The following is an 18,484-nucleotide window of genomic DNA, read 5'->3' as shown; positions in this document are numbered from 1 at the left end:
CATCGTCCACGGTCGGCGGCAGGCCGCCGTTGAACGTGGTGTCTCCCGTAACGACCAGGCCGTTAGCCGTAGCCGGACCGCCGTTCACGGTCACGGCTTCGACTGTCAGGCTGCCGGAGTTGGTCACGGTCATCGTGTTGACGCCGGAGCTGAGCAGGATGCCGTTGGCGCTTGCCGAGTCCGTCGCACCCGAAGCATGCGCGAGCACGCTGAAGGTACCGGCGTTCGAGATTGTGCCGCTGAGCAGCGCCTGGGCCGAGCTGTACGCGCCGACAAACACCGCAGCAGCAATGCCCGTGGCGTGAGCCACCGCCGAACCAGGAGCAGTTGCAGACGCGTTAACCACGAACGAGCCGTTGTTCGTGAAGTCCACCGCCACGGCAGTGCCGCCACCCGGGCCAAAGATATTGGCGCCGCTCTTGATCTGGTAACCCAGCGCATTCGCATTGGCATCGCCGGTCGACCCGGTCGCGAAGGCGACCGCGCTGACGTTGAACGCGCCGTCATTGGCAACCACGCGCGACCCGCCCGGAACATTCTGGACGAGGCCGAGAGCGCCCGCATTCGCGTTGGCGGTTCCTGTCGCGCTCGCGTTCGCGCTGGCGACAACCGAATAGGTCCCGCTGTTCGCGAACGAGGCCGTGCCGCCGGACGCAGCCGACTGCAGGGCGCCGAAGGCGTAAGCGTTGGCGTTCGCTACCGCAGTGCCGGTCGCGTTGGCCACCGCCGACACGTTGATCGAGCCGCCGTTGTCGATGCCCACGAAGGAGCCAAGTTCGCCGCTGGCATATTGATAAATGCCCGCAGCGCTCTTGCCGGAACCGACGTTGGCGTTCGCCGTCGCCGTGCCCGACGCCGCCGAAGCGTTGGCGTTGGCTGCGATCGACAGCGCCCCGCCGTTGTTGAGCACGGCGGTTGCATAGCCCGACTCAGCGCTGGCCGACTGCCAGATGCCCGCGCCCGGCCCGGTGTCGGCCGTCACGGAAGCGCTGGCAAATGCGTGCGTGACGCCGTTCGCCGTCGCGTTGGCGACGATGCTCATCGTCCCCGCGTTCGTGATCGACGCAAGCGCTATTCCAGAATCCGCGGTTGCGAACTGCAGCACGCCGCTCTGGATCGTCGCATGTGCGAAGGCTTCGTTGATGCCGCCGTTCGCGACCGCGCTCGCCGCAATGCTGATCGACCCGCCGTCTGCGTTGCTGATGATCGCGCTGGCGTATCCGGCGCCCGTGGCTTCCACCGCCTGGTAGATCTCGGAGTTGCCGAAGGCCGTCGCATAGGCCGAGTTGCCCGTCGCGTTCGCGACCGCGGCAATGTCGATGCTGTTGCTGTTCGACAGCGTTGCGACCGCGTCGCCATCGCTGGTGGCAGTCGCCACCTGCGAGATCGCCGAATTGACCGATGCGAAGGCGTTCGCCTCGGTTTCGGCATGGGCATTGGCCGTCGCGTGGATCGTGATCGTCCCGCTATTGTCGAGCAATGCGCTGGCGTAGCCGCCTCCAGTCGCCGATGCGGTCTGGAAGATGCCGTTGGTCACCGTCGCGTAGGCGTAGGCCGAATTCCGCGTCGAGTGCGCCGTGGCGACCGCAGTGATCTCGATGTCGCCGCTATTGGTTATTCCCGCGACTGCATTGCCGCCGCCGAACGCATTGGCGTCCTGGCTGACCGCCGTGCTCACCGTGGCGTGCGCGCTACCGAAGCTGCCGGAAGCGTAGGCCGCGGCACCGATCGTGATCGCGCCGGCATTGTCGAGCAATGCACTTGCGTCGGCGCCGCCGTTGCCGGTGGCGCTCTGGTCGATCACGGTATCCATGGATGCCGTCGCGAACGCTTCGGACGTCGTCGAGATCGCGTTTGCGACCGCGTTGATGTTGATCACGCCGTCTGCGTCGTTCGTGATCTGGGCGAGGGCGAGATGCTTCACCCCGGCGGTGCCGCCGGTGGTGCCGGTCGCCGTGGCGTCCTGCTCGATCGCGCTGTCGACCGACGCAAATGCGTGGGCATCAAACGCGGTTAGCGTAGCATGGCTGGCGAGAGCGTTCGCGCTTGCCGAGATGTCGACGGTTCCGCCGTTGGTGAACGAAGCCGTCGCATTGCCGTCAGCTGCCCGGGCGCCCTGGTTGATGACGTCGGATGCTGTGGCACTGGCGTAGGCGGTCAGGCCGGTCGCGTTCGCAACCGCGGAGACGCTGATTGCGCCCGCCGGCACGGTGCCGGCAGCCGCAGCGTTGCTCAGCAATGCAAGAGCGTCGCCGCCGCCGTTGGTTAGCGTGGAATTTGCAACCGCGTCTTGTTCGAAGCCGTCGGTCACATAGGCCGTCGCGTAAGCGGCGCCCGATGCCGCAGCCGCATTGGCAAGGCTGGAGACAGTCAGGGTTCCGCTGTTCAGGATTTGCGCAGTCGCGTCGCCGCCGCCCGTCGCCGTGGCCTCCTGGTCGATGGCGCCGTTCGAGTTGGACGCATAGGCATGTGCGCCGCCCGTCACGGCCGTCGCGTTCGCGACAGCACTGATGGTCAGCGTACCGCTGTTGTCGACGGTCACTGTCGCATCGCCACCGTCGGTTGCGTCTGCGGACTGGTCGATCGGTTCGCCAGTCATGAACGCGCTCGCATATGCAGTGTTGCCGCTGGCATTCGCCGAGGCGGTGATGCTCAGCGTACCGCTGTTGTCGACGATGTTCGTGGCATTCCCCGAAGCAGCGTTGGCATCCTGGGAGATCGCATCATCCACCCTGGCGAGAGCGAGGGCTTCGGTATCCGCCGAGGCCGTGGCGTTCGCATGGATGTTCAGCGAGCCAGCATTGGTGACGGCGTTGCTTGCATAGCCGCTGCCGGTTGCCGAAGCGAATTGGTCAATGGCGCTGGTAACGAGAGCCGTGGCGCTCGCGAAACCATCGGTCGCAACAGCGGTCGCATAAGCACCGATGTCGATGACGCCGTCGGCGGTGTTCGACACGGCGTTGGAGGCAAGGCCGTCCACGGCGTGTGCAGTCTGGACGATCGCCTGCGACAGATAGGCGTTTGCGAACGCCAGACCCGAGCCGCTCGCAGCTGCCCGCGCGGCGATGTTCAGCGTGCCGGCATTGTCGACCGTGTTCGAAGCATCGAACGCGCCGGTCGCGCTGGCATATTGCTTGATGACTTGGTTGGCGGTGGCCGTGGCCTGCGCATGGAACGCCAGCGACGTGCCGTAGCCGACCGCGTTGGCGATGGCGCCGAGCGACATCGTGCCGTTGTTCGTGACGAGGTTCGACGCATAACCGCCGGCGGCTACCGCGGACTGATAGATCGCATGGGTGAGCGTCGCCGATGCATAAGCATAGTTGCCCGTGCCCACGGCCGTCGCGCGCGCTTCGACCGTCAGCTCGTCGTCATTGGTGAGGCCGATCTGCACGTCGCCGCCGGTCGACGTCGCGGCCTGGTAGATGCCGTTGGTGACGTACGCGTTCGCGCGGGCATTGGCGCCGCTAGCGAAGGCGTTGGCGTCGATCAGCAGGTTGCCGTTGTTGTCAACGTCCGCGGTGACGTCGCCGCTGCCGGCCGCGGTCTGGTAGATGCCCGACTTCAGCGTCGCGTTGGCGGTGTTGAACGCGCCGCCTGTCGAATATGCGAAAGCGCCCAGCTCGGCCGAACCGGCGTTCGTGATGTCGATGTTGATGTTCTCGCCCGTGGCTTCCTGGACGATGACCTGGGAAGTGAACGCATTTGCGGAGCCGCTGCCGCCCGTGACCCCATCAATCTCGCCGAAGAAACAGGGCTCGTCGACGACAAGGCAGATCTCGAGGGTATCGGTGGCATCGTTGCCAACGCCCGCGTTGGTGATCGAAGGGCTGTCGGTATTGTCGTAGGTGCCCTGCGGCAGCCCGTCGTGCGGGGCGGCAAGCGCGGGGCTAGCAAGCCCAAGTGCAGTGATCGATGCGCCGGCCAGAAGCGTAATGCGCCGATACGAGGTCGTCATGGAAATCTTCCCCTGTTTTTTCACCGCGGCCGCGGTGGGTTACTACTGGAACCTTCTACCTGGAGGCTGCACCCGGGCCACGAATAGTCGGCACGCAACGCAGCCCCGCCCCCAAGCGGAACATTCCTCTGATCGTGGCTTATGCCCACTCCAGCTGAAAAGAGAAGCGGAAAAGTTGATCCGAATTGAGATTCTGACGGTTTTGGCAAAATCTCTGTTGCGGTCATGCAACAGTAAGCCTCGGCGGCTCATGCGCACGTGAGAGGGACTTGGAGCGTCGGGGCGGTTGGTTCCCCGGCTGCAAGAGAAAAATTCGCAGTTCAGTCGCGAGCAAGGTGCGCGTCGCGAAACTACGGATCGACGGCGCGAACCTGAGTCGTTAATCGCTCGCGCCTGCCCTTCCATAATCCTTAGGGGGAAGTTTTAGTGTTCATTCGATCTGCTTCACTTGGCGCGCTGCTTTCGATCGCGCTTGCCGCTCCGGCGGCCGCGGTCGCTCCGGCAGCTGCTCCCGCGACCGGCGCTGCTGCCCCGGCCGCTCAGTCCGTGCCGACCCGCGCCGCAATCGTTCGTAATCTCGACACCACGTTCAAGGGACTGGACTCGAACGGCGACGGCTTCCTCAGCACGGCCGAGCTGTCCGCCGCCGAGGCCAAGGGGCTGCAGCAGCGGCAGGCTGCTGTGCGCGCCCGCGTCGAAGCCGAGTTCAACAAGCTCGACACCAATCGCGACGGTTCTTTGACGAAAGCCGAATTCCTGGCGGCGACGCCGCAGGCGAAGGCCGGCAACCCGTCGAACCTCCTCGCGCAGCTCGACAAGAACAAGGACGGCAAGGTGAGCGCCGACGAATATCGGACTCCGATCCTTTCCCGCTTCGATCGCGCCGACACCAACAAGGACGGCACCTTGAGCCCGGCCGAGCGCCAGGCGGCGGCGAAGACCGCGCAAAAGTAAGCGCGCCTCGTTTACGGCAATCGGAAGCCGCGTGCCCTATGGCGCGCGGCTTCCTTGCATTCTAAGGACGACTCTTCCCCGGGGAGCCCGCTTGGGCTGAGAGGCAGGCGTAGCGACCTGCGACCCGTCGAACCTGATCCGGCTTGAACCGGCGTAGGGAGAGGCAGATGACGACCGCAATCCCGCTGACCCTCCACCTCCTGGTGCTGATCGGCCTTTACGAGCTGGCGGCGGGCATTGCGGGCCTGACGGGGCGGCTCGACTGGAGCCAGATGTTCGAGGAATTCGAACGTTCGCCCTCGCTCAGCTTTGTGACCGGCTTCATGGTGTTCGTCATCGGCGGCGTGATGATCATGAGCCACCACCACTGGACCGATCCGCTGGCGATCGTCGTCTCGCTGGTCGCATGGATTGCGCTCATCGAGGGCCTTCTGATCATGATCGTCGCACAGCCCCTGCTGATCTTCTTCCGTCCCGTCCTCGGCAGCCAGCGCGCGATCTCGGCGTTCGCCGCCTTGTTCGGAATCGTCCTGATCGTGCTCGGCCTGACGGGCCGTGCCGACCCCACCGCTTTGTGAGAGAGTAGAAATGGCTGACATCCCCGCACGCACTGAGCTCAAGGTCACGACCGGCCCGATCCGCGGCAGTCGCAAGGTCCACGTCGGCAACCTTGGCGTGGCAATGCGAGCCGTCGATCTGGAGCCCAGCTCGGGCGAGCCGCCGGTCGTCCTCTACGACACCAGCGGCCCCTATACCGACCCTGAAGCGCGCATCGACATCATGGCCGGCCTGCCCGAGCTTCGGTCGAAATGGATTCGCGACCGCGGCGATGTCGAGGAGGTCGCGCAGCGCGAGGTGAGGCCCGAGGACAATGGCCAGCTCGGTCCTGACAGGAGCGGCGGCGTCCAGCCTTTCCCGAACGTGCGCAAGAAGGTCCTGCGCGCGCGCGCCGGCCATAACGTGACGCAGATGCATTATGCGAAGCGCGGCATCGTCACGCCCGAGATGGAATATGTCGCGATCCGTGAGAACCTGGGCCGGGAGCGCGCACTCGATGCCGCCCGCGACGGCGAAGATTTCGGCGCCGCCCTCCCCGATTTCGTCACGCCCGAGTTCGTCCGCGACGAGATAGCCCGGGGCCGCGCGATCATCCCCAACAACATCAACCATCCCGAGTCCGAGCCGATGGCGATCGGCCGCAACTTCCTCGTCAAGATCAATGCCAATATCGGCAACAGCGCCGTCGCCTCCGACGTCGCGTCGGAAGTCGACAAGATGGTGTGGGCGATCCGCTGGGGCGCGGACACGGTCATGGACCTGTCGACCGGCCGCAACATCCACGACACCCGCGAATGGATCGTCCGCAACTCGCCCGTGCCGATCGGCACCGTGCCCATCTACCAGGCGCTGGAAAAGGTCGGCGGGATCGCCGAGGACCTGACGTGGGACATCTTCCGCGACACGCTCGTCGAGCAGGCGGAGCAGGGGGTCGATTATTTCACGATCCACGCCGGCGTCCGCCTCCCCTACGTGCCCCTGACCGCCAAGCGCGTCACCGGCATCGTCAGCCGGGGCGGATCGATCATGGCGAAATGGTGCCTTGCCCACCACAAGGAGAGCTTCCTCTACGAGCGGTTCGACGAGATCTGCGAGATCATGAAGGCCTATGACATCGCCTTCTCGCTTGGCGACGGCCTGCGCCCCGGCTCGATCGCGGACGCCAATGACGAGGCCCAGTTCGCGGAGCTCTACACATTGGGCGAGCTGACGAAGAAGGCGTGGGAGCACGACTGCCAGGTGATGATCGAGGGCCCCGGCCACGTGCCGATGCACAAGATCAAGGAGAATATGGACAAGCAGCTGGAAAGCTGCGGCGAGGCGCCTTTCTACACCCTCGGGCCGCTGACCACCGACGTCGCGCCGGGCTACGACCATATCACCTCCGCGATCGGCGCGGCGATGATCGGCTGGTTCGGCACGGCGATGCTTTGCTACGTCACGCCCAAGGAGCACCTCGGCCTCCCCGACCGCGACGACGTGAAGGTCGGCGTCGTGACCTACAAGCTGGCCGCGCACGCGGCGGACCTCGCCAAGGGCCACCCGGCGGCGCGCCTCCACGACGATGCGCTAAGCCGCGCCCGCTTCGAGTTCCGCTGGCGCGACCAGTTCAACCTGTCGCTAGACCCCGATACGGCCGAGCAATATCACGACCAGACCCTGCCCGCGGAAGGCGCCAAGACCGCCCACTTCTGCTCCATGTGCGGGCCGAAGTTCTGCTCGATGAAGATCACGCAGGAAGTGCGCGAGTTCGCCCGTCTCCAGGAGGAGAAGGCTGTCGAAGGCGCGGACGCGGGCATGGAAGAGATGAGCAAGCGCTTCCACGACGAGGGCGGCGAGCTTTACGTCCCGGCGGCCGACCGATGAGCAAGCATTTCCTGCTCTTCTACGATTATGCCGCCGACGTGCTCGAACGGCGTCCGCAGTTCCGTGGCGCCCACTTGAAGCACGCCTGGGCGGCGGTGGAGCGCGGCGAAATCCTTGTCGCCGGAGCGCTTGCCGATCCCGTCGATGGCGCCGTGCTCATGTTCAGCGGCGAAGACAAATCGATCGCCGAGAAATTCGCGAAGGCCGACCCTTATGTTGCCGGCGGCCTCGTCGAGCGCTGGCACGTTCGCGAATGGACCACCGTCGTCGGGGATCTGGCCGCGACTCCGGTCCCGCCGGAGCTGGCTTAAGCTATCCGCCGCCCGGTGCCCCGAGCGGCGGAATAGCAATTCAGCAGCTGCAGTTCTTGCAGGTGCAGGGGTTGCAGCGGCATCCGCCCCGCGTGTCGAGCTCGGCGGCCTTGGTCTGCAGTTCGCTCTGGGTCGTCATCCGTCTTCTCCTTTGACGCGAGCGTTGATTCGCATCGCGTAAAGGTCCTATGGCTTCCGTACCATGGTACGGGATCAAGCGAAAAATTCGGACACGATCGGCGGGCTCGCGCGGGCCGCGGGCGTGGGCGTCGAAACCGTGCGTTATTACCAGCGCCGTGGGCTGCTGCCCGAGCCGGCGCGGCCGCCGGGAGAGGTGCGCCGGTACGGAGAGGAAGACCTCAAGCGCCTCCGCTTCATCCGTTCCGCCCAGGCGGCGGGATTCACCCTGAACGAGATCGACGAGCTGCTCGACCTCGATGCTTCCGACGATCGGATGCGCGCTCGTGAGCTGGCCCAGGCCCGGGTGGTGGCGATCGATGAGAAGATTGCCGAGCTTCGGATGGCCCGCGACGCGCTCTCCGGCCTCGCCGCCGATTGCGCGAAGAAGCGGGGCGGTCCGTGCCCGATCCTGAAGGCGTTCGATCCCAGATAATTTTTGCTGTCCTACAGGGCCCGCTTTGTGATCCACGCTGGCCGATGAAGGCGCAATCGCCCCTAAGCTTCCGCCGAGACGGTTGGACTCCGGCCCGCCAACTCGCGTTTCTCGACGCGCTCGCCCGCACCCGCAGCGTGACGGCGGCCGCCCGCGCCGCCGGCATGAGCCGGGAGAGCGCTTATCGCTTTCGCCGACGTGCGCCGAATGCCTTGTTCGCCGCCGCCTGGGACCGAGCCTTGGCGAACCGCCCGATCCGCGCGCTCAAAGGTCACAAGACAGTCAACTTCGCTGCCCGGGGGGAAGTCGTCGAAAGCACCGGATTCGCGCCGTTTTCGACCGAAGGTCACGATCTGGACGGAGCCCTTTTTCATTCGCGGCACAGTCAACATCGTGACCCGCCCACAGAAAACCGCCGCCCGGTTTCCCGGACGGCGGCTTCACCTCTCTCTCGCTTGAATAATTGTCAGGCGGTCTCGCGCTCCTGCTCTTCGACCATCGCGTCCGGCAAGCCGGCATCGGGGTCGACGGGAGCAGCGCTGCCCGCCGCAACCTCGCGCTCGCGTTTGTCGAAGAAGGCTGCGCGACTCAGGCGGTTCTTGAGCGACGCCGACGGATTGGCCGGGGAGGGGCCGCGATAGGCGCGCTCAACCCAGCTCTCGCCCGGGCACCGGTCGGAGCCGTCGTCCGTTGGCTGGTCGCAAGGCTGTTCCTTGCCCCACGCGAACGCAGACGTCTGGCTGGCGGGCGCTGTGACTTCCGGCTCATGCTGGAACATCGGCTCGTCGAACAGAGGATCGCGGGTTTCCGGCTGCGCGGCCGCTTCCTGCCACGCCGCCTCCTCGCGTCGTCTGCGCCGCGAACGCGCAATGGCGATGGCGCCAGCGCCGAGCGCGATGAGCGCGAGCGCGCCTCCGCCATATTCGGCGGTCCGCTGATCGATCGGCCCGATCTTCGGTTCCGTACTCGCGGGAGCAGGGGCGGGCGTGGCCTGCGGATCGCCGGATATTGCCGGGCTTTTCGACAAGTCGATGATCGGCTTGGGTGCTGCGCCTGCATAGGTTGGGGAAAGCGCCAAGACCGCGGCAATCGCGGCGGCGCCGGCTCGTGCATGAAGCATTCTGGTCGTAATCATCATGGCGAAACAACAGTTTCGACCGCTCTAAGTGTCGGAATTATCGACGATTCGCTCCTCGGAATCGACGAGCCGACTGTACTGTTCATCCGCCTGAAAGGTTCCGTATTTCGTCGCGGCTTCACGGGCTCGTGTCGCTACCGGAGGCCACGCGTGTCGCGCGGTGGACAAAAAACGGCGTCAAATGAAAAACACTGCCGGCCCGGCGCCGCTATCAGCCCGCCCAATCCGGACAGGTTTGACCCCATTTCTCCTATCCGGATGAGGGGAGTAGTGCATTGTGGCGAGGCCCGCTGCCCCGCGGGCCTCGTCACTCACTCCGCCGCAACCGCTCCCTCGATATCCGGACGCTTTGGCGCATCCTCGAACAAAGCGCGATATCCGAGGCCGCCGATCGCCCCGCCGATCAGCGGCGCAACCCAGAACAGCCACAATTGCTGGAGCGCCAGCCCGCCGACGATCAGCGCCGGTCCCGTGCTTCGCGCCGGATTCACCGACGTATTGGTGACGGGAATGCTGATGAGGTGGATCAGGGTAAGCGCGAGCCCGATCGCTATCGGAGCAAAGCCGCTCGGCGCACGGCTGTCGGTTGAGCCGAGGATCACAAGCACGAAACCGGCTGTCAGCACGATCTCGCAAACCAGGCCTGCGACCATCGAATATTGCCCTGGCGACGCCTCGCCGAACCCATTCTGCGCTAGGCCATTGGTCGCGAGGTCGAACCCGGGCGCGCCGCTGGCGATGAACAAAAGGACGACCGCTCCGAGAATCGCTCCCGCGACCTGCGCCGCCCAATATGCAAGCACCTCGCGGGCCGGGAAGCGGCCGCCGGCCCATAGGCCGAGCGTCACGGCAGGATTGAGGTGGCAGCCCGAAATATGGCCGATCGCATAGGCCATGGTCAGGACCGTCAGGCCGAACGCCAGCGATACGCCGACGAGGCCGATCCCGACATCGGGAAAGGCGGCCGCGATCACCGCGCTTCCGCACCCTCCGAACACGAGCCAGAACGTCCCGATCAGCTCAGCAGTAAGCTTCTTCATTGCCACACTCCCCAGACAGATTGATCGGGGAAGAGTCGTAAATCAGCCACCAGCAGCGGCCATCGGGCGAAGTCCGGAGACGGGCCCTTTACGGTCAGCGCTTGTTGAGCGCCTCGCGGATGCGGGCCGCCAGCATCTGGCGCGAATAGGGCTTGGTGAGCAGGCTGACATGCGGGTCGAGGCGCCCGCCGTGCACGATCGCATTTTCGGTGTAGCCGGAGGTGAACAGGATGCCGATCTCGGGGATGCGCTCCTTCGCCTTGCGCGCAAGCTCGGGGCTCCGCAGCGGCCCCGGCATGACGACGTCGGTGAACAGCAGGTCGATCTTGACCCCGCTTTCAAGGATCGGAAGCGCGCTCGCCGCGTCCCTCGCGGTGAGCACGTCATAGCCGAGGTCGCGAAGCAGCTCGGTGACGGTCGCACGGACCTCATCATCGTCCTCCACGACAAGGATGGTTTCCGTTCCACCGCTCATGTCCAGAAGCTCGGGGCCGGCCGCCACGTCTTCGCTGTCGTGCACTCGCGGCAGGTAGATCTTGAGCGTCGTCCCCTCACCGACCTCGCTGTAGATTTTCACATGCCCGCCGGATTGCTTGACGAAACCGTAGACCATCGACAGCCCGAGCCCGGATCCCTTGCCTTCCGCCTTCGTGGTGAAAAAGGGCTCGAACACCAGGTCGACGATCTCCGGCGGGATTCCGCAGCCCGTGTCGCTGACCGCGATCATCACAAATTGGCCGGGAAGGATGTCGCTGACCTTCGCGGCATATTCCTCGTCGAGGAACGCGTTCTGCACTTCGATGGTGAGCTTGCCGACGCCGTCCATCGCATCGCGCGCATTGATCGCCAGGTTGAGGATCGCATTCTCGATCTGCGTGGGATCGGCGAAGGCGTTCCACAGGCCACCCGACACGACCATTTCCATCTCGATCGCCTCGCCGATGCTTCGACGGAGGAGCTCTTCCATTCCGACGACAAGGCGGCCGGCATTGACGACCTTGGGTTCGAGCGGCTGGCGGCGGCCGAAGGCAAGAAGCTGGCTGGCCAGCTTGGCGCCACGCTGCACCCCGGCCATGGCATTGGCGATGCGCCGCTCGGCGCGCTCGTTGCCAATGACGTCGGACTGAAGCAGCTGCAGGTTGCCCGACACGATCTGCAGCAGATTGTTGAAGTCGTGCGCGACCCCGCCCGTGAGCTTGCCGATCGATTCCATCTTCTGGGCCCGCTGAAGGGCGACCTCCGCCGCACGGCGCTCCGCGATCTCCTCGACCACCCGCGCCTCGAGAGTTTCGTTGAGGCTTCGCAATGCCTCTTCAGCGTCACGCCGCGCCGTGGCGTCCTTGAACAACACGGCGACGAGCCGGTCTTCGGCGCTTCCGAGCCGGAATGCCGACAGCTCGAGATATCGGCCGGTCGCGACCAGCTCCTGCTCGAACCGGATCGGCTCCCCGGTCCGGAGGACGTGACCGTACCGGGCGATCCACGCGTCCGCCTCGTCGGGCACCATTTCGCGCAGTTTCTGACCGATCACGTTCGGGATGCCGGCATTGGTTGCATAGGCCGCGTTGGCCTCGATGTGGATGTAATCGCTGAGCGGTCCGTGCGGGCCGTCGAGGAATTCGATGATGCAGAACCCCTCGTCCATGGAGTCGAACAGGGTCCGGTAAAGGTCGACGCTCAGCGCGGCGGCATCCTGGCGCGAGTCCGCCTCCTCAACTTGTACGTCATTCACCGAATGCTGTTATCAACCCGCAACGATCTTCGCACGCAAAAAACTGCTTTCGCGCAAGGCACTTGGCTCACGTCCGCGCCACCGTGCCGCTATTCGTCCGTCGAGCAGTCACGCCGTGCGTCTAAAAACCGTGGCCGAAGGAGCAGTCGAAGCATAAGCTGCCGATCGCCGCTTGAGGAAAAGCAACGTGTCTACACCTCGTTATGCGTTGGTAATTGCGTTCGGGCTGATGCTTTCGGTCTCGGCGAGCCAGGGGGCGGCCGCCGCAGACCCGCCCAAGATCAGCAAGCCCAAGCCGGCACCGCCGCCCGGGCCGCAGGACACGATGGAGCTTCCGCCCGCCTATTTCGACCCCAGCCTTGCGGTGGGTGGGGAGGACGTGAAGGCAAAGAAGATCGAGACGCGGCTGAGCGTCGCTGTGCATGTAAACGGCAGCGGTCCCTACCAATTCATCGTCGACAGCGGGGCCGACAGCTCAGTGGTGGGACTCCGCATCGCCAAGGATTTGCAGCTCCCGCTTGGCACTCCCGCGATCCTCAACGGGATGACCTCACGCAACATCGTCGACCGCGTGAAGGTCGACCGGCTTTCGATCGGATCGAGCACCTTCACGGACTTGCAGCTGCCTGCTCTCCGGGAATCCGATCTCGGCGGCGAAGGGATGATCGGCATCGACGCGCTCGTGCAGCAGCGGCTGCTGATGGATTTCGAAAAGCGCATCATCAAGGTCGAGGATGCGCGAATTCCAGCGCGGAAATACCCGAACGAGATTGTAATCACCGCCCGCCGCCAGCGGGGTCAATTGATCCTCACCCACGTTACCGCCGCCGGCCTGCCACTGGACGCCGTCATCGACACCGGCTCGCAGATTACCATTGGCAATCTCGCCCTGCGCGACAAGCTCATCCGGGGAAACCGGGACAAGTTCGTGACGATCCCCGTGACGGGAGTGACGGGAGCCACTGCCGATTTGCAGCTTGCCACCATTGGCGAGCTGCAACTGGGTCCGGTGATCATCCGGGACGTACCGATGGCTTTCGCGGACGTGCCCCCATTCAAGCTGTTCGGCCTGTCCAATGAGCCGGCGCTCCTGCTCGGCACGGATTTGCTCGAATCCTTTCGGCGTATCTCACTGGATTTCCGCGCGCGGCGGGTGCGCTTCCAGCTTCGAAGTTGCGCAAGCCAGGGCATTATCGTCAGCACATCGCCCGACACGTTCACGCGGATCTCGTCGAATGGAGGTCTGGACGTCTGCGGGCCCTGAATGGGAGCGGCAAATCGCAACAAATCCGTCCCCCAATCGACCGCCGAACGATGATATAGGGCGCCCGTCAGCTTTCCTGGCGAGTCGCAGTCACGGCGCCCGCCGCCGGACACTCCGTCCGACCGGCGCGACGCGCCGCGTCACCCATTGGAGGCAATCCATGTCTGAACAGAATGTGCAGGCCGCGCGCGGTCTCTACGAGGCGTTCAACCGTGGCGATCTCGACGCTTTCGAACGCGGTCTCAGCAGCGACATCTTGTGGAACGAGGCGGACAATTCGCTCTACTCGAAGGGCAATCCCTACAGGAGCTTCAGCGCCATCCGTGACCAGGTCTTCGCCCCTACCCTGACCGATTTCGACGCATTCAAGGTCGACCTTGAGCAGCTGATCGATGGTGGCGATTTCGTGATCGGCACAGGCCGTTATCGCGGCAGGAACAAAGGCACGGGCCGCGACCTTTCGGCGCAATTCTGCCACCTCCTCCATTTCGACACGAGCGCTAGGCTCGACCGGGTCCAGGAATATACGGACACCCTTCAGGAGGCGGAAGTGAGCGGGCGCGCGCAAGTCGCCGAGCAAATCCAGATACTGCAGCCTGCCGAGTAAAGGGCGATCGGGGTCGCTTCCGCCGCGGTAGCGACCCCGCCTTTGCAGGCAATCGCTGCTGTTTGTCGAAAGCGAATTGACGCTGCATCGCGGTCGTTCGACCGTCTTGCGCCTGGGACGTACCTCATTGCGTTCAGGGGGCTTTTCATGCGCATAAGATCGATGCTCTGCTTGTTGGCGCCGGCACTTCTCGGTACCGCCGGCGCCGCCAATTCCGCACCAAGCGACCCACCGATCATCGTCGAAGGCGAATTGAATCGCGATGCCGCGGTTCGAAATTACGTTGAGGCCCTGGCCGTCGCCTCCCCGGGAGAAAAGATCGCTCGCTTCGAAAAAGCGATCTGTCCACGAAGCCTTGGGCTGTCCGACAGCATGAACCGCGAAGTCGAGGAGCGAATTCGACGTGTGGCGAACGCGGCTGGAATCGCTGTCGGCACTGAAGGCTGCGCCGGGAACGTCCTGCTGTTCGTCGCAAAGGACAAGGCGAGCTTCATCCGGACGCTGCAACGCGAGCGGCCGATGCTGTTCGGATTGATGACCGATGCTGAGGTGCGGGCGCTCGCCGAACAGCCCGGCGATGCGGTCGCTTGGCAGATGTTCGACCAGCGCGGCTCCGACGGGAGGACGCTGAACAATGCGGGCGCTCGAAGCGAGGCTCCGTCCACGCTGACCGGCGTCACCTCGTCACGACTGCTTCCGCAAACGCGCACCGACCTCGACGTCACCATTGTCGTACTGCAGCCGGAGGCCTTCACCGGTGCGACCATCACTCAGCTGGCCGATTATGTGGCCATGCGCACCCTCCTGCAGACGCGGCCGTCCGGTTATGGCAGCGCCGCTGTGCCCACGATCCTGAGCCTGCTTGACGACAAGAGGCTCCAGCGTCCGGCGCCCATGAGCGTCACCGCCTACGATCTCGCCTATCTCAAGGCACTGTACGGCATGAGCAACTCCCTGCAGGCGGTGCCCCAGCGCGCGGAATTGCTGTCGCGCATGAAGCAGAATCTCGCCGGCGCGAACTGACTTCGTGCGGATTCGACGATGCTGTGCGTAAGGGAGTATTAGGGAAGCCGGCAGGAGGGCCACGATGCGCCTCAGCTATTATCTCTTGCTTCCACTGACGCTGCTTTACGTGCCGGCATCGGCCGCGGCTCCAAAGTCCACTGATGACGAGATCCTGGTCGTCAGCGACCAGGATGCCGACCGGGTAAGACGCGAGTTCGTGAAGGCGATGGCCTTGCCCTCCGCCTACGACCAGCTGGGCCGGTTCGAGGATCCCGTCTGCCCCGTCGTCCTGGGGTTCAAGGCGCCCTACGGAACGGTGGTCGCTGATCGCATGCGACGGGTCGCCGACGCAGCGGGGATCAAGGTCGCCCGCGAAGGCTGCAAGCCGAATGTCTACCTGTTCGTCGTGCGGGACAAGGCCAGCCTGGTGCGCGGTCTGAGCAGATCGGCGTCCTCGGTGTTCGGCTATCGCGACGACCCGGCATATGCCGAGCGAGCAGTGCTCGCGTCGGCGAGCGCGCCATCTGTCGCCTGGCAGGTTCTGCAATATCGCGCGTCGGACGGATCGGTCGCCTGTCGGGAACGCCTGCGCTCGAACAGCCGTGACTCGGTGTTGAAGCTGACCACGACCGCATCGCGCATCGTTTCGCCATTGCGGGTTGAGTTCGGCGCCTCCGTCATGGTCATCGAAGCAAAGTCGCTACTTGGAGCCGACTTGCGGCAATTGTCGGATTTCGCTGCGATGCAGCTCTACGCCCATACCGAGCCGCAAATGGCGAGCGAGCAGAAGGCGCCGACGATCCTGACCCTTCTCGACGATGCCACCACCGGCCGCCCAGCTCCCCTCAGCATCACGCAGTGGGACCTTGCCTATCTGAAGGCGCTCTACAGCTTCTCGAACATGTACCGCGCGAACGTGCATTACGGTGAACTGTCGAACCGGATGAAACGCAGCATGGAAGAGCCGCAGGCCGGTCCTGCGAACTGAAGACCTATCGCTTCAGCGATCTCACCGCCGCGAGCGTCTTTGACACGTGCTGACTCCAGTCGAGGTCCGAGTGGACGAACGCAATCCTGCCGTTGCGGTCGATCACATAGGAAGTGCGGTTGGTCAGCTCCGGTTTCTGCTTCAGGACGACGTCATAGGCCTTGATCGTTGCGGGGCTGGCCGTCGCCACGGGAAATGCGCTTCGGCATTCCTCGACCGAGAATTTCTGGAGGGTAGGAAGGTCGTCAGCAGACATTCCGATCACCCTCGCACCGGCTTTCTTAAAGTCCGCGGTCGCTTCGCTGAAGGCATGCGCCTCGAGCGTGCAGCCCTTGGTGAAGGCCTTGGGGAAGAAATAGAGGACGACCGGGCCGTTCTTGAGCTGGTCCTTCAGGTGAAGCTTGAACGGCTTTCCGCCAACGGCGCCGGTAGTCGTGAAGTCTGGGGCCTGGGCGCCGATCGAAAGCGCAGCTTGAGCGGGCTGGACCGATAGAAGCGCGGCGGCGGCGCCGAGAAGAAATTTCCGCATGACCGACTCTCCTTTGCAGGGATTCCTAATCTTCGCCTTGCAAAAGAGCGAGTGTGCGCTCGTCGGGGCCTCCAAAGAATTTCTCGAGCGCATTTCCGAATGTGTCGCCGGGTGATGCGCGATCGAACAATGTGAGGCTGGACCGCAGTTTCATGGCGTCGACCGGGCCGAGGATTTGCTCGGCCGTAAGCCGCCCGGCCCAGCCAGCCACCACGGCGGCGCTATCGGTCAACCGAGGCCCGAGCAGCGGATGCGAAAGAAAGGCCAACGCCTCTTCCAAGGAGTGGATGCCGTAGAATTGAGCGGTCGGGCTGCGCCCGAGGGCGGCAAGCTGCGGGAAGACGAACCACATCCAGTGACTCTGTTTTTGGCCGGCCCGGAGTTCCTGGAGAACGGTTTCGAAGACGCCTTCCTGCGCATCGACGAAGCGTTGCAGATTGTGGGGGTCGGGCGAATTCACGCCGGCATGATGCGGCAACAGCCGGTGGCGGGAAAGGGCGGGAGCGGCTGGCGCCTATTGTGCCGGCGCCAGCAGCCCCGCGAGCAGGTAGAAAAGGATCATCACCGGGCCGGTGACCAGCAGCGCGGCAACGAAGCCGAGGCGGATGATCAGCGGGTCGATGCCGGTGTAATCGGCAAGTCCGGCGGCGACGCCCATCACTTTGGCTTCGCGCCGGTTGATCAGGAAACGTCCGTTCATTTCAGTTCCCTTTGATTCGAGTGCGTTCAGGCGATCGGCAGCGACGTGGCGGCCGAGACGAACAGGAGCGCGGTAATGAAAGCGCCGGCAAAAGCGGTGGCGGTTTCACGAGCAGAAGCAAAATTGGCAAACATCTTAATCCCCATTTTTCATTCCGGCCCGACCATCGGGCCATGCCAACTTAAATGCATGGGGCGTGCCAATTCAGAATTATGCTTGTTTTTCAGTAGCGCCGTAGGAAAAGCAGCCGCAATTCTGGCTAGAGGCGGCCGCAAGTTGGTGGAATTTCCCAACTCCAGCGGGGTTCGCATGAGCTCTACTGTCCGAAACCGGACAGCAGCGCTACAAATGTAGTTCGATTCCGATCAGCTTGAGGTGTGATCGCCGCCGTTGGGGTGCAGGACCTGGCCTATCATGTAGCTGGAATCCTCACATGCGAGGAACAGGAACGACGGCGCGACTTCGTTTGGCTGGCCGGGCCTGCCCATCGGCGTGTCCTTGCCGAATTCGGGGATGTCTTCCGGCTTCTGCCCCCCGGAGGGGTTGAGCGGGGTCCAGATCGGGCCTGGCGCGACACCGTTCACCCTGATGCCCTTGTCGATGAGATTTTTCGAAAGCGACCTCGTGAAGGCAGTGATCGCACCCTTGGTCGAGCTGTAGTCGAGCAGCTTCGGCGAGCCCTTGTACATAGTTACCGAGGTGCAGTTGATGATCGCCGACCCTTCCCCGAGATGGTCGAGCGCGGCCTGGACCATGAAGAAATAGCCGAAGATGTTGGTCTGAAAGGTGCGCTTGAGCTGATCCTCGGTGATGTCGCGTATGTCTTCATCGGGATGCTGCTCGCCTGCATTGTTCACGAGCACATCGAGGCGGCCGAGGTCCTTGACCGTCCGCTCGACCGCATGGTTGCAGAAGTCCCTGTCGCCGACGTCGCCGGCGATGGTGATCGCGCGACGGCCCTCTTTCTCGACGATCTCCTTTGTCTTCGCGGCGTCGTCGTGCTCGCACAAATAGACGATCGCGATGTCGGCGCCTTCGCGTGCGAACAGCGCCGCGACCGCCCGGCCGATCCCGCTGTCGGCTCCGGTAATGAGCGCGACCTTGCCTTGCAGCCGGTTCGAACCGGGGTAACGCGGTTTCCAGTCCGGCTTAGGCTCGAGCTTGCTTTCGTGACCGGGAAGTCGATCTTCGTGGATCATCGGCTCGATGAGATCGGACATC

At 64.2% G+C, this 18,484-nt stretch carries 17 protein-coding genes and 1 riboswitch; of the genes, 9 read left to right on the top strand and 8 right to left on the bottom strand.

The window, feature by feature from the left end; all coding sequences use genetic code 11:
- Window positions 1–3,958: beta strand repeat-containing protein (locus LZ538_RS13140; protein WP_249832471.1), on the bottom strand; the 3,958-nt coding region annotated here is incomplete at its 3' end.
- A 426-nt stretch (window positions 3,959–4,384) separates the two neighbouring features.
- Here LZ538_RS13140 and LZ538_RS13135 point away from each other — a divergent pair.
- The 5 genes from LZ538_RS13135 (at window position 4,385) to LZ538_RS13115 (ending at window position 8,260) form a co-directional block, all read left to right on the top strand.
- Window positions 4,385–4,912, top strand: coding sequence for an EF-hand domain-containing protein (locus tag LZ538_RS13135; RefSeq protein ID WP_249832470.1), 528 nt, complete (start codon window positions 4,385–4,387; stop codon window positions 4,910–4,912).
- Window positions 4,913–4,981: 69 nt separating this feature from the next.
- Window positions 4,982–5,089, top strand: a riboswitch (TPP riboswitch).
- Window positions 5,080–5,490 carry a DUF2065 domain-containing protein gene (locus LZ538_RS13130; protein WP_249832469.1) on the top strand — a complete coding sequence of 137 codons (411 nt, stop codon included), beginning with the start codon at window positions 5,080–5,082 and terminating at the stop codon, window positions 5,488–5,490. Its footprint overlaps the riboswitch before it by 10 nt.
- Window positions 5,491–5,500: 10 nt before the next feature.
- Complete coding sequence (thiC, locus tag LZ538_RS13125; protein ID WP_249832468.1) at window positions 5,501–7,336, top strand: phosphomethylpyrimidine synthase ThiC; 1,836 nt, start codon at window positions 5,501–5,503, stop codon at window positions 7,334–7,336.
- Entirely contained in the window at window positions 7,333–7,647 is a 315-nt protein-coding gene (locus LZ538_RS13120) for a YciI-like protein (protein ID WP_249832467.1), read from the top strand. The genes thiC and LZ538_RS13120 overlap by 4 nt, the downstream gene beginning before the upstream one ends.
- Window positions 7,648–7,849: 202 nt before the next feature.
- Window positions 7,850–8,260: a MerR family transcriptional regulator gene (locus tag LZ538_RS13115; RefSeq protein ID WP_249832466.1), complete on the top strand. Its 411-nt coding sequence runs from the start codon at window positions 7,850–7,852 to the stop codon at window positions 8,258–8,260.
- Between the two features lie 466 nt (window positions 8,261–8,726).
- Here the strand turns inward: LZ538_RS13115 and LZ538_RS13110 are convergent, their stop codons facing one another.
- The 3 genes from LZ538_RS13110 to LZ538_RS13100 all read right to left on the bottom strand — a co-directional run bounded on the left by LZ538_RS13110 (window position 8,727) and on the right by LZ538_RS13100 (window position 12,083).
- A complete protein-coding gene (locus LZ538_RS13110; protein ID WP_249832465.1) occupies window positions 8,727–9,380 on the bottom strand; it encodes a hypothetical protein in 654 nt (217 codons plus the stop codon).
- A gap of 329 nt (window positions 9,381–9,709) precedes the next feature.
- Complete coding sequence (gene aqpZ, locus LZ538_RS13105; RefSeq protein ID WP_249832464.1) at window positions 9,710–10,438, bottom strand: aquaporin Z; 729 nt, start codon at window positions 10,436–10,438, stop codon at window positions 9,710–9,712.
- 94 nt (window positions 10,439–10,532) lie between these two features.
- Window positions 10,533–12,083, bottom strand: coding sequence for an ATP-binding protein (locus LZ538_RS13100; protein ID WP_249832488.1), 1,551 nt, complete (start codon window positions 12,081–12,083; stop codon window positions 10,533–10,535).
- 274 nt (window positions 12,084–12,357) lie between these two features.
- On the opposite strand from LZ538_RS13100, the gene LZ538_RS13095 reads away from it, so the two are divergent.
- The 4 genes from LZ538_RS13095 to LZ538_RS13080 all read left to right on the top strand — a co-directional run bounded on the left by LZ538_RS13095 (window position 12,358) and on the right by LZ538_RS13080 (window position 16,034).
- Complete coding sequence (locus LZ538_RS13095) at window positions 12,358–13,434, top strand: retroviral-like aspartic protease family protein (protein ID WP_249832463.1); 1,077 nt, start codon at window positions 12,358–12,360, stop codon at window positions 13,432–13,434.
- A 160-nt stretch (window positions 13,435–13,594) separates the two neighbouring features.
- Complete coding sequence (locus LZ538_RS13090; protein ID WP_249832462.1) at window positions 13,595–14,041, top strand: nuclear transport factor 2 family protein; 447 nt, start codon at window positions 13,595–13,597, stop codon at window positions 14,039–14,041.
- 147 nt (window positions 14,042–14,188) lie between these two features.
- A complete protein-coding gene (locus LZ538_RS13085) occupies window positions 14,189–15,064 on the top strand; it encodes a hypothetical protein (RefSeq protein ID WP_249832461.1) in 876 nt (291 codons plus the stop codon).
- 64 nt (window positions 15,065–15,128) lie between these two features.
- Window positions 15,129–16,034, top strand: a complete 906-nt coding sequence (locus LZ538_RS13080; protein ID WP_249832460.1) for a hypothetical protein — start codon at window positions 15,129–15,131, stop codon at window positions 16,032–16,034.
- Between the two features lie 4 nt (window positions 16,035–16,038).
- On the opposite strand, the gene LZ538_RS13075 is transcribed toward LZ538_RS13080, so the two are convergent.
- The 4 genes from LZ538_RS13075 to LZ538_RS13060 form a co-directional block, all read right to left on the bottom strand.
- A complete protein-coding gene (locus tag LZ538_RS13075; protein WP_249832459.1) occupies window positions 16,039–16,563 on the bottom strand; it encodes a peroxiredoxin in 525 nt (174 codons plus the stop codon).
- A gap of 25 nt (window positions 16,564–16,588) precedes the next feature.
- Window positions 16,589–17,023 (bottom strand): DUF1810 domain-containing protein, encoded by a 435-nt coding sequence (locus LZ538_RS13070; protein WP_249832458.1) that lies wholly within the window; start codon window positions 17,021–17,023, stop codon window positions 16,589–16,591.
- A gap of 54 nt (window positions 17,024–17,077) precedes the next feature.
- Complete coding sequence (locus tag LZ538_RS13065; RefSeq protein WP_249832457.1) at window positions 17,078–17,263, bottom strand: PspC domain-containing protein; 186 nt, start codon at window positions 17,261–17,263, stop codon at window positions 17,078–17,080.
- A gap of 365 nt (window positions 17,264–17,628) precedes the next feature.
- Entirely contained in the window at window positions 17,629–18,483 is an 855-nt protein-coding gene (locus tag LZ538_RS13060) for an SDR family oxidoreductase (protein ID WP_249832456.1), read from the bottom strand.
- Window position 18,484: the final 1 nt, after the last annotated feature.

Source organism: Sphingomonas hankyongi, assembly GCF_023516575.1.
GTDB lineage: Bacteria > Pseudomonadota > Alphaproteobacteria > Sphingomonadales > Sphingomonadaceae > Sphingomicrobium > Sphingomicrobium hankyongi.
This window is presented reverse-complemented; position numbering and strand designations above follow the sequence as displayed.